The sequence below is a fragment of the uncultured Frigoribacterium sp. genome (assembly GCF_963515265.1).
GTDB lineage: Bacteria > Actinomycetota > Actinomycetes > Actinomycetales > Microbacteriaceae > Frigoribacterium.
Genome location: NZ_CAUPYL010000071.1, coordinates 1 through 11,499 on the forward strand (window position 1 = coordinate 1; position 11,499 = coordinate 11,499).

The following is an 11,499-nucleotide window of genomic DNA, read 5'->3' on the forward strand; positions in this document are numbered from 1 at the left end:
GCCCGGCGTCGAGTGGAGCGACGCCGACCGGGACGAGCTGCTCGCCACCGCGTGGGAGAGCCTGGAGTCGCTGTCGTCCCTCGTCACCAACCTGCTCGACGTCAGCCGGGTGCAGGCCGGCGCGCTGGCCGTCCGCACGGCGGTCGTCGACGTCGACGACGTCGTGCTCGGGGCGCTCGACGAGCTCGGGCTCGGGCCCGCCGACGTCGAGCTGGCGCTGCGTGCGTCGGTGCCGGCCGTCGTGGCCGACGCCGTGCTGCTGCAGCGCGTCCTCGTCAACCTGCTCGACAACGCGCTGCGCCACTCGCCCGACGGCACCCTCGTGCGCATCTCGACCAGCGGCTTCGCCGGCCGGGTGGAGGTGCGGGTCGTCGACCGCGGGCCCGGTGTCCCGCCCGAGCGCCGCGACGAGATCACCGTCGCGTTCCAGCGGCTCGGCGACACGGACAACTCCACGGGGCTCGGGCTCGGCCTGGCGCTGAGCAAGGGGTTCACGGAGGCGATGGGCGGCACCCTCACGATGGACGACACCCCGGGCGGCGGCCTCACCGCCGTCGTCTCCCTGCCCGAGGCCCCTGCCCCGGGCGCCGGGGCGGATCCTCACGGGATCCGTACGTCGGGGACGCGATCGGCGCCTCCTGCGGGCGGTACCGTCGTCGAGGAGGGCCCGTGAAGATCCTGATCGCCGACGACGACCCGCAGATCCTGCGGGCGCTCAAGGTGACCCTCGGCGCCCACGGCTACGAGATCCACACCGCGTCCGACGGCCGTGAGGCGCTCGACGTCGCCATGACGCAGCACCCCGACCTGGTCATGCTCGACCTCGGCATGCCGCGGCTCGACGGCGTCGAGGTGATCGCGGGCCTGCGCGGCTGGTCGACGGCCCCCGTGCTCGTCGTCTCCGGGCGCACCGACGCCGCCGACAAGGTCGAGGCGCTCGACGCCGGCGCCGACGACTACGTGACGAAGCCGTTCGCGATGGAGGAGCTGCTCGCGCGGATCCGCGCGCTCACCCGCCGCCTCGCTCCCGGCGACGACGACACGCCCGTGGTCGAGTTCGGCGACGTGCGGGTCGACCTGTCCGCCACGACGGTGACGCGCGCCGGCGAGCTCGTGCGGCTGACGCCGACCGAGTGGCGCGTGCTCGAGCTGCTGCTGCAGAGCCCCGGCAAGCTCGTCACCCGCGAGACCCTGCTGACCCAGGTGTGGGGCGCGTTCCACGCGAAGGACACCGGCTACCTCCGCCTCTACTTCGCGCAGCTGCGCAAGAAGCTCGAGCCGGTGCCGGCCGAGCCGCGCTACCTCGTCACCGAGCTGGGCATGGGCTACCGCTTCGTGCCGGACGGAGGCGCCGAGAAGCCCTGACCCCGGACGAGCCTGACCCCGGACGAGCCTAACCTCGGACGAGCCCGACCTGAGACGAGCCTGACCTCAGACGGGCCAGACCGCCGAGGAGCCTGACTGCCGAGACCGCCGCCGGGCTGCGCACGTGGCGAGCTGCGTCCCCGCCGTGGACACGCTGGATGCATGCTGCGGACGCCTGAAGTCCTCACGACATCCTTACGCCCGACCGGCCTGGGCGGCGTCGCGCCGGGCGTAGCGTTGCTCCGTCGAGCCGTCCCGGGTGCGACGAGCGACGAGAGGTCACCGTGTCCACGACGTCCGAGCAGCGCGACGCCGATGCGCGGGAACCGGCGCTCTCCCGCACGTCGGGGTCGCGCCTCCGCGGCTGGCTGCTGGGCGGCCTCTCCGAGAACAGCGGCGCCCACCAGGGGCCGCACGCCACCACCGTCGAGAAGACGCACTCGTGGTGGCGCGTCATGTGCCTCACCGGGGTCGACTACTTCTCGACCCTCGGCTACCAGCCGGCCATCGCCGCCGTCGCAGCCGGCCTGCTCTCGCCGCTGGCGACCATCGTGCTCGTGCTGCTGACCCTCTTCGGCGCGCTGCCCGTCTACCGACGCGTGGCCCGTGAGAGCCCGCGCGGCGAGGGCTCGATCGCGATGCTTGAGCGCCTGCTGCCCTGGTGGGGCGGCAAGGTCTTCGTGCTCGTCCTGCTCGGCTTCGCCGCCACCGACTTCATGATCACCATCACCCTCTCGGCCGCAGACGCCACCGCGCACGCCGTCGAGAACCCCTTCGCGCCGTCGTGGTTCCACGGCGCCGAGGTGCCGATCACGCTGTTCCTGGTCGCCCTGCTGGCCGCGGTGTTCCTCCGGGGATTCAAGGAGGCGATCGGCATCGCCGTCGTCCTGGTCGGCGTCTTCCTGACGCTCAACCTCGTCGTGATCGCCGTGGCGCTCGCCCACGTCGCCGAGAACCCTGTCGTCATCGGCAACTGGTGGCAGGCGCTGACCGTGCAGCACGGCAACCCGCTCGTCATGGTGGGCATCGCGCTGATCGTGTTCCCGAAGCTCGCGCTCGGCCTGTCGGGCTTCGAGACCGGCGTCGCCGTCATGCCGCAGATCACCGGCGACGCGAGCGACACCCCGCAGCAGCCGGTCGGCCGGATCCGCGGTGCACGCCGCCTGCTCACGTCGGCCGCGATCATCATGAGCTCGTTCCTCATCCTGTCGAGCTTCGTGACCACCTTGTTGATCCCGCAGGAGGAGTTCCAGTCGGGAGGCGAGGCGAACGGCCGTGCCCTCGCCTACCTCGCGCACGCCTACCTCGGCAACGGTTTCGGCACCCTCTACGACGTCGCCACCATCTGCATCCTCTGGTTCGCCGGCGCCTCGGCGATGGCGGGGCTGCTCAACATCGTGCCCCGGTACCTGCCGCGCTACGGCATGGCGCCGCAGTGGGCGCGGGCCGTGCGGCCGCTGGTGCTCGTCTTCACGGCGATCGCCTTCGTCATCACGATCGTGTTCGACGCCGATGTGGACGCCCAGGGCGGGGCGTACGCGACGGGGGTGCTCGTGCTCATCACCAGCGCCTCCGTGGCGGTGACCCTGTCCGCGCGCCGGGCGCGACAGCGCAAGCGGACCGTCGCCTTCGGCGTCATCGCCGTCGTCTTCGTCTACACGACGGTCGTCAACGTGGTCGAGCGCCCCGACGGCGTCCGGATCGCCGCGATCTTCATCGTGGGCATCATGGCGGTGTCGCTGATCTCGCGGGTGCGACGGTCGTTCCAGCTGCGCGCGACGTCGATCTCGTTCGACGACACGTCGCTCGGCTACGTCCGGGAGGACGCCGACGAGTACGGCTCGATCCGCATCATCGCGCACGAGCCGGGCCGCGAGGTCGCCGAGATCTACAAGAAGAAGCTGAGCGCCGAGCGCAAGTACAGCGGCATCCCGCAGCGCTCGCCCGTGATCTTCCTCGAGGTGCACCCCGGCGACTCGTCCGACTTCGAGGAGGACCTCGAGGTCACCGGCTGCGTCGTGCACGGCTACCGCGTGCTGCGCGTCACCAGCGGCGCCGTGCCCAACACGATCGCGTCGGTGCTGCTCGCGGTGCGTGACGAGACCGGGGTCGTGCCCGACGTCTACTTCGAGTGGACCGAGGGCAGCCCGCTGTCGAACATGGGCCGGTTCCTGGTGACCGGGGCCGGCGAGGTGGCGCCCGTGACGCGCGAGGTGCTGCGGCAGGCGGAGCCGCACCGCTCACGCCGCCCCGACGTGCACGTCAGCTAGCCGCCGCCCGCTCCGGCCGCCCGCGCCCCGCACCCCGCCCGCCCGCGCCCGGGCACCCCTTGCCCCCTCATCTGACGCTTACCGGACAAATTGACGCGCAAGAGCGCGTCATCCCGTCCGGAACGCGTCAGCCTGGCGAGTCAGGACGCGCGAAGCGGGCGGCCGCGAGGCGCACGGCCGCGCGCACGCGGCGGGGATCGACGGCGGCGTCTGCCGCGCGCAGCAGATCTGCCAGCCGTGCAGGGTGCACGACGTCGAGGAGATCGAAGTGCACGACCGTGCGCACCTCTCCCGACCGCAGCAGCTCCCGGTCGCGTGCCTTCATCTGTCGGAGGGCCTCAGCGGTCGAACGTCCGGCGAGCATCTTCCCGTCGACGAGCTTCTCCATGCCGTCGAACTCGAGCAGGGCGCCGTCGTCGGGCAGGTGCATGTCGCCTCGCCCCGCGAACCGGCCGCGCACCGTGACGGCCTTCTGGAGGAAGGGGGCTTCGACGCCGAGTTCGTGCAGCGCGATCCGGGCCAGGGACTCGCCGCCGTTCTCCGCCCACGGAGACGCGAACTCGATCACGCGTGCCGCCGCGCTCCCCCCTCGACGGTCACCGGGGCCGACCGAGGCGAGCAGATCGGCTCGGACCCTGGCCAGCCGTTCATCGACGTGGGGCCCCGCATCGTGCCGACCGCGGAGGACGATGCGCCGGAGGGCCGCGTCGGCACAGAGGACGGCGTCTCCGAACGACGCGGACTTGGCCACGTCGACGACGGTGCGCGAGAGGGACGTCGACGGAACGCCCGCGACGTCGACCACGTCGCGGGCGGCGAGCTCGCCCGGACGCACGTGGACGAGACGAGCGCGGCGGGCCTCGGCGCGGAGAGGATCGACGAGCTGCACGACCTCGCCGAACGCGCGGTGGACGCGTGGCAGGTCGTGGACGGCGACGGCCGAGTCGTGGGACGCCACGAGCCGAGCTGGATGTCCTGCCAGCGCGGCACGGACGGTGACGACGTGACGGCCACGGTCGTCGAGAGCCGTCCAGGCGGCCGCGGCGACGTACACACCTCGGCGCACACGATGGATGTCGCCCCGTTCGTGGCCTCGTCTCAGCGCCCGCGCCTCCTTCGCATCACCGTAGGTCGCCGCGAAGCTCAGCGGAACGCGGAACGGGTCAGGTGAGGTCATGTGCCGAGTGTCGTTCTCGAGGAGGACGCCCGTGTCGCAGACGGCTGTTGCCGGGGAGAGGCGACCTGTGAAGGCTGCTGGGGAGGAATCCCCTTCGGGATGTCTTCCGGACAAGATGACGCGCTGTAGCGCGGCACTGTGTCCGAACGGGGTCAAGAAGGGCGGGCGCGGCGGGTGGAGGCGCGGGCGTGGCGCAGCGGCGGGGTACAGCCGGAGCGGCGCTCAGCTTGGCCCCCGCAGCCGCGCAGCCTGTATGTCTGGTGCATGACCGCTTCTCGCTCCCTGCCCTACCCCCTCGGCGTCACGCCCCTCGAGGGCGGCGGCGCCCACGTCGCCGTGTACTCCGAGACCGCCGACAAGATCTGGTTCTGCCTGTTCGACGATGCGGACGACGGTACCTCGGGCACCGAGACCCGCCACGAGCTCACCGAGCGCACCGGCCACGTGTTCCACACCGTCGTCGAGGAGGCGCGCGTCGGCTCCCGCTACGGCCTGCGTGTCGCAGGCCCCTGGGACCCGGCCGCCGGCCTCCGCCACAACGAGCACAAGCTGCTCCTCGACCCCTACGCCACGGCCCTCGACGGCCGCTTCGACTGGGGCCAGGCCGTGTTCGGCCACGACATGGACGAGCCCGAGACGATGGACACGACCGACTCCGCGTCGGCCATGCCGCGCAACGTGATCGCCGACCGCGACTTCGACTGGGGCTCCGACGAGCGCCCGCTGACCGCCCTCGAGGACACGGTCGTGTACGAGGTGCACGTGAAGGGCTTCACGAAGGCGCACCCCGACGTGCCCGAGGAGATCCGCGGCACCTACGCGGGCCTCGCGCACCCGGCCGCGATCAAGTACTTCACCGACCTCGGCGTCACCGCCGTCGAGCTGCTGCCCACGCACCAGTTCGTGCAGGACAGCCACCTCGAGGAGAAGGGCCTCCGCAACTACTGGGGCTACAACTCCATCGGCTTCTTCGCGCCGCACGACGAGTACGCCTCGGAGGCGGCAGGCACGCGAGGCGGCCAGGTCGCCGAGTTCAAGGCCATGGTCAAGGCCTTCCACGAGGCCGGCCTCGAGGTGTGGATGGACGTCGTCTACAACCACACGGCCGAGGGCAACCACATGGGCCCGACGATCTCGTTCAAGGGCATCGACAACGCGTCGTACTACCGCCTGGTCGAGGGCGAGGAGTCGGCGTACTTCGACACCACCGGCACCGGCAACAGCCTGAACGTCAGCCACCCGGCGGCGCTCGGCCTGATCATGGACAGCCTGCGCTACTGGGTCACCGAGATGCACGTCGACGGCTTCCGCTTCGACCTGGCGACGACGCTGACGCGTCAGGGCGGCGAGGCCAGCGAGCACAGCGCGTTCCTCACGCTGATCCACCAGGACCCGGTGCTGCAGAGCGTCAAGATGATCGCCGAGCCGTGGGACACCGCCGGCTACCAGGTCGGCGGCTTCCCGGCCGACTGGTCGGAGTGGAACGGCAAGTTCCGCGACGACGTCCGCGAGTTCTGGAACGGCGAGCCCGGCGTCCTGTCGACCTTCTCCGACCGCGTGCTCGGCAGCCCCGACGTCTACGAGGACTCGCGCCGCTCGCCCCTCTCGAGCGTCAACTTCGTCACCGCGCACGACGGCTTCACGCTGGCCGACCTGACGATGTACGCCGAGAAGCACAACGACGCCAACGGCGAGGACAACAACGACGGCGAGAGCGACAACAAGTCGTTCAACGGAGGCGTCGAGGGCCCCACCGACGACGGCGCCGTCAACGAGTACCGCGACCGCCAGCGCCGCAACTTCCTCGGGACGCTGCTGATCAGCGCGGGCGTGCCGATGATCCTCGGCGGCGACGAGATCGCGCGCAGCCAGGGCGGCAACAACAACGCCTACTGCCAGGACAGCGAGATCTCGTGGTTCGACTGGGAGCGCGCCGACCGCGACCTGCTCGCCTTCACGACCGAGCTGATCACGCTGCGCCGCGAGAACCCGGCGCTGCGCCCCGACTGGTTCCGCTACGCGCCCGAGGTCGAGAGCGACGACCACGTCCAGGTGCGCCGTGCCGACGACCACTCGTTCTCGACGGGCGACTGGCAGCAGGGCGAGAACAAGGCGATCACGTTCGTGCTCACGCACAAGGACGCCGACGCCTTCGCCTACCTCACCAACGGCTCGACGAGCGTCGTCGAGTTCCAGGTGCCTGAGGCGCCGCACGGCGAGTGGGAGCTCGCCAGCTCGAGCGATCCCGACCAGCGGGTCGAGGGTCCGGTGACGACGCTGCTCGTGCGCGACGCGAGCTTCACGCTGCTCCGCAGCCGCGCCTCCTAGGGGCACCGGGCGGGAGCTGACCCGAGGAGGCGCGCGTCGCCTCCTCGGGTCAGGTCGCGCCGGTACCGGGAACGGGACCGCGGACGAGAACGCCGGAGGGCGGGCACCCAGGGTGCCCGCCCTCCGGCGTGTGGAGCGTCGGCGCCGTCAGGCCGTCGCGAGCTGACGTGCGGGCTCGACGAAGAAGTCCGCGTAGGACGGGCCGGCCGCGACGACGGGCACGCGGGGCGTCCGTGCGGTGCGGCGGCGCTTCGGGTACACGGAGACGTGGACCGGCGCGACGCTCGACTCGCGTCGGTAGGAGCTGTCGCTGGTGACGTCGACCCGGGAGCGGACGTGCTTGACGAGCTGCTCCGGGTCGAGGGCCGCGAGCTCGCGGGCCGACACGGAGCGGAGGGGGGACGGCGAGGTTCCTGTGGACATGTTCGGCTCATTCCCGGCGCCCTGCGAACGCCTGATCGAACTGCGGATGATGGCTGTGCCGCCGTGAATCGGCACGTCCCCACCATCGCAGTCGACCCCGGAAGTGTCTAGCTCACCTAACTACTGTTCGCGTCGCGGATACCCTCGGCACCAGCCCTGAGCAGGCCTCGTGTCGCCTCAGGCCCGCCGCGCGACGAGGGCGTCCGAGAGCTGCCGGGTGACCTCGGCGTCGATCGTCACCGGTTCGCCGTCCAGCGACGAGAGGGGCGCGACCAGCCGACCGCTCGAGACGAGCCAGAGCGCGTCGGCCCGGCGCACCTCGTCCATCGGCAGCAGCACCTCGGCGACCTCGTGCCCGAGCGAGCGGAGCACCTCGAAGGCGGCGGCCTGGGTCGTGCCCTCGAGGATGCCCTGGTCGGTGCGCGGCGTGACGTACACGCCGTCGAGGCGCGCGATCAGCGACGCCGACGGCCCCTCGAGCGCGTAGCCGTCGCTGCTCACGAAGAGCACGTCGTCGGCTCCTCGGCGGGCGGCCTCGCGCAGCACGCTCTTGTTGACGGCGTACGACAGCGTCTTGGCGCCCTGCAGCAGCCACGGCGAGGTCCGTGCGACGTCGTGCCGGTAGCCGCGGTCGAGCGACACGACGCGGATGCCGTCCACGCGCTCGGCGTCGTGGTCGGGCATCAGCTCGGTGCGCACCCACGCCGTCGGCGACCCGTCGCCTCCCTCGATCCCTCGCGTCACGACGAGCTTCTGCAGGAGGAGCGGTGCCGGCTCGTGCAGCCTGGCCGACTCGAGGCAGGCGGCCCGGATCACGTCGAGGTCGAGCTCGGGCAGGTCGAGCAGGGCCGCCGAGCGGGCGAGCCGGGCGAGATGCGGCTCGAGCGCCTGGATCGAGCCGTGCGAGACGCCGAGCCCCTCGAAGATCCCGTCGCCGCGGGTGACGCCCAGGTCGGTGACGTGGATCGTGTGCTCGGCCGGGTCGACGACCCGCCAGCCCGTCTCGCCGGGCGCCCGAGGCGGCCCGCCCGCGGCCGCTCGGTCGATCAGCACGAGCACGGGAGGAGGGGCGTCGGTCATGGGGGCGACGCTAGCAGCGCTGTGCGGTGGCGGCCCCGGTGGAGTCGCTAGGCGGACTAGTGAGAGCGTCTAGCGAAAATGGATGTTGACCAGGCTCTTTCGACGGAGTCAACCCCTGTCGGGACGCTGTCCGCGGTCGTAGGCTGGCGGAGCCCGCCTCGAGCAGGCACGTGGCTCTCCGCACAGTCGGAGCTTCACGCAGGGACGATCGCTGCGGAGGGTCACGAGGGGCAGAGCGTCACAAAGGGCAGATCGTCACGAGGGTGATCCTCCGAGGAGGGGCCGCGCCCCTCGAGCGAGGAGCGCGGCCCGGATGCCGCCCCGCGAGCGTGAGCTTCACGGGCAGGGAACGCTCGCGGGGAGCGACATCCTGTGGGACCGGTGAGGTCCCGACCCGACAAGGCTACGCGTTCCGTCGAGTTCCCCGGAAGGGGGCCAGCGGACGCGCACGGCATGCACAGGCTGCACGGAGCAGCTCGGCCGGGCCCGTACCCCGGCGAGGTCCCCTGCCTGCCCGCCGTCGTGCGACAGACTGACGCCATGAGCCCCGAGCAGCCTCGCACGACCCTGACCGCCCGGGCGGTCGTCTTCGACATGGACGGGACGCTCGTCGACTCGACCGCCCTCGTCGAGCGCATCTGGACCGACTGGTGCGGGCCGCTCGGCCTGCACCCCGGCGAGGTGCTGGCCTTCGCGCACGGCCGGCAGACCGCGGACACGGTCAGGCGGTTCCTGCCCGAGCTGGACGAGGAGGCGGTGCTGCGGCACGTCGACGCGCTGCTGTCGGTCGAGGGCGAGGCCCCCGACGGCGTGGTGGAGATCCCCGGCGCGGCCGCGTTCGTCGCCGCCCTGCCCGCGCAGCTCGTCGCGCTGGTGACGAGCGCCCCGGTGGACATCGCGCGGAGCCGCACCGCCGTCGCGGGCGTCGGGCTGCCCGCGGTAGTGCTCGCCTCCGAGGACGTGCCGGTCGGCAAGCCCGCTCCCGACGGGTACCTGCGCGCGGCGGAGCTGCTGGGCGTCGAGCCGGGCGACGTCGTCGTCTTCGAGGACGCGGAGGCGGGGCTGCAGGCCGCACGCGCCTCCGGGGCCCAGGTCGTGGTCGTGGGCGACCACGACGGGCCGGCCGCCGAGGGGCTGACGCGCATCACCGACTACCGCGGCGCCGTGGTCGAGCTCGGCGACGACGGGCTGCTCACGCTCAGGCTCTGAGCCCGGGCGGCAGCGCCTGCGCGGCCCTCAGCCGCTGAGCGGGTGCGAGCCGGCGTGCGAGTCGCGTCGGCCGATCGCGCGGGCGAAGGCACGCAGCGTCTCACCCGAGGAGTGCCTCGGCACCCAGCCGAGCTGCTCGCGCGCGGCGTCGGTCGACATGACGGGCACCTTGGCGGCGATGTCGAGCCAACCGGGCTCCGTCGGCTGCAGGCGCAGCAGCCACGTCACGAGCGCCGCGGCGCGCATCACGCGGTAGGGCACGGGCAGCAGCCGCGTGCCGAACGCCTCGGCCACCATCTGCGGGTCGACGATCGGCTCGGCCGCGAGGTTGAAGGCCCCGCCCACCCGGCGGTCGATCGCGCGCCAGAAGGCGTCGGCGACGTCCTCGGCGTGCACGACCTGCGACACGAAGCGCGGCGCGAGGGGGAGGAACGGGAGGCGGTGGTGCTGCATCCACCGGGTCGGGACCCAGCGGCCGAGGAACAGGCCGACGATCTCGCTCGCGGCGGCAGGCTGGAACACGAGGCCGGGACGCATCCGCGTCAGGACGACGTCGGGGTGCGTCGCGGCCCACGCGTCCATCAGTCGTTCGTTGACCGCCTTGTGCTTCGAGTAGCTCGACCGGCGGACGCCCTTGGTCTTGTAGGACTCCGACACGCGACGCGACTTCGGGCCGCGGCTGTAGGCGCCGACGGACGACGCGACGAGCACGTGCGGCACCCCGGCCAGGGCGACGGCGTCGAGCACGTGGCGGGTCCCGACGACGTTGGTGCGCCACATCGCGTCGCGGTCGTGGCTCGGCTGCAGCGCCCAGCCGAGGTGCACGACGGCGTCGGCGCCGACGAAGGCGCGGGCGAGCCGGTCGGGCGAGGCGGCGTCGCCGACGTCGAGGGTGAACCACTGGACGTCGCCGTACGGCGGCGAGGCCGTGCGGGGCGCACGGCGGGCGACGCCGACCAGCTCGGTGACGTCGGCTTCGGACTGGAGCCGCGTCAACAGGGCCGTGCCCAGGTTGCCGGTGGCTCCGACGACGACCACGCGCATGCTGCGGTCTCCCTCGCATAGCTCTCGGACAGGTGTCGACGCCCCGGCCCGCCCACGCGGACCCGGCGTCTCCTCGACCCTACGCGGCGCGCCTGGGCCGGCGCCGGGCGAGCGGCGTCGAGTGGTCACGTACGGTCGCACCCGCGCCCGGGGCGGACCGTTCGTGACCACTCGAGCCGTCCCGGCGGTCAGGAGAGGGAACGCGAGGGGTCAGGCGGGGGCCGGGGCGCCGGCGGCCGCGGCGATCGCGCGCACCGCCTCCTCGTCGAGGACGAACACCTCGTCGCCGTCGTGCTCGTCGTGCACCCGCACGGGCGTCGAGCGCACCGAGCCGTCGGGGAGCAGGTCGACGACGAGGAACCCCGACCCGCGCACGGCCCGCTCCGTGCCGTGCGGCGCGCAGACGTCGGTCTCGTTCGCGACGGCCGGGGCCACGAGCACGGGCACCCCCGCCAGGGAGCCGACGACGTGCCGGTGGTAGTGGCCGGCGAGGACGACGCGGACGTCCGTTCCCTCGAGGGCCGCGGCCAGCGCCTCCGGGGCCTGCAGCGCCAGCGACCGGTGCAGCGTGGTGGGCGCCGGGAGCGGCGGGTGGTGCAGCAC

Annotated in this window: 9 protein-coding genes and 1 pseudogene; 5 read left to right on the plus strand and 5 right to left on the minus strand. The window is 72.5% G+C overall.

Annotation, left to right across the window (positions count from 1 at the left end; translation table 11 throughout):
• The 3 genes from RWM17_RS07800 to RWM17_RS07810 all read left to right on the plus strand — a co-directional run.
• Positions 1–673: ATP-binding protein (locus RWM17_RS07800; RefSeq protein WP_314102516.1), on the plus strand; the 673-nt coding region annotated here is incomplete at its 5' end.
• Positions 670–1,365, plus strand: coding sequence for a response regulator (locus RWM17_RS07805; RefSeq protein ID WP_123547077.1), 696 nt, complete (start codon positions 670–672; stop codon positions 1,363–1,365). The genes RWM17_RS07800 and RWM17_RS07805, both read left to right, overlap by 4 nt.
• A 284-nt stretch (positions 1,366–1,649) precedes the next feature.
• Positions 1,650–3,635 carry an amino acid transporter gene (locus RWM17_RS07810; protein WP_314102517.1) on the plus strand — a complete coding sequence of 662 codons (1,986 nt, stop codon included), beginning with the start codon at positions 1,650–1,652 and terminating at the stop codon, positions 3,633–3,635.
• 127 nt (positions 3,636–3,762) lie between these two features.
• Here RWM17_RS07810 and RWM17_RS07815 read toward each other — a convergent pair whose 3' ends face one another.
• The gene (locus RWM17_RS07815) at positions 3,763–4,812 is read right to left on the minus strand and encodes a hypothetical protein (RefSeq protein WP_314102518.1); all 1,050 of its coding nucleotides are present in this window, start codon (positions 4,810–4,812) and stop codon (positions 3,763–3,765) included.
• 264 nt (positions 4,813–5,076) lie between these two features.
• Between RWM17_RS07815 and glgX the strand changes: the two genes are divergently transcribed.
• On the plus strand, positions 5,077–7,140 hold the full coding sequence (glgX, locus tag RWM17_RS07820; protein WP_314102519.1) for a glycogen debranching protein GlgX: 2,064 nt from the start codon (positions 5,077–5,079) through the stop codon (positions 7,138–7,140).
• 147 nt (positions 7,141–7,287) lie between these two features.
• On the opposite strand, the gene RWM17_RS07825 is transcribed toward glgX, so the two are convergent.
• On the minus strand, positions 7,288–7,563 hold the full coding sequence (locus RWM17_RS07825) for a hypothetical protein (RefSeq protein ID WP_314102520.1): 276 nt from the start codon (positions 7,561–7,563) through the stop codon (positions 7,288–7,290).
• A gap of 177 nt (positions 7,564–7,740) precedes the next feature.
• Complete coding sequence (locus RWM17_RS07830) at positions 7,741–8,643, minus strand: aminodeoxychorismate lyase (RefSeq protein WP_314102521.1); 903 nt, start codon at positions 8,641–8,643, stop codon at positions 7,741–7,743.
• A 540-nt stretch (positions 8,644–9,183) separates the two neighbouring features.
• On the opposite strand from RWM17_RS07830, the gene RWM17_RS07835 reads away from it, so the two are divergent.
• On the plus strand, positions 9,184–9,852 hold the full coding sequence (locus RWM17_RS07835) for an HAD-IA family hydrolase (protein WP_314102522.1): 669 nt from the start codon (positions 9,184–9,186) through the stop codon (positions 9,850–9,852).
• 27 nt (positions 9,853–9,879) lie between these two features.
• Here the strand turns inward: RWM17_RS07835 and RWM17_RS07840 are convergent, their stop codons facing one another.
• Together RWM17_RS07840 and RWM17_RS07845 are read right to left on the minus strand one after the other, a co-directional pair.
• Positions 9,880–10,896: an NAD-dependent epimerase/dehydratase family protein gene (locus RWM17_RS07840; protein WP_314102523.1), complete on the minus strand. Its 1,017-nt coding sequence runs from the start codon at positions 10,894–10,896 to the stop codon at positions 9,880–9,882.
• A 210-nt stretch (positions 10,897–11,106) separates the two neighbouring features.
• Positions 11,107–11,499, minus strand: a pseudogene (locus RWM17_RS07845) (metallophosphatase); the annotation flags it as partial.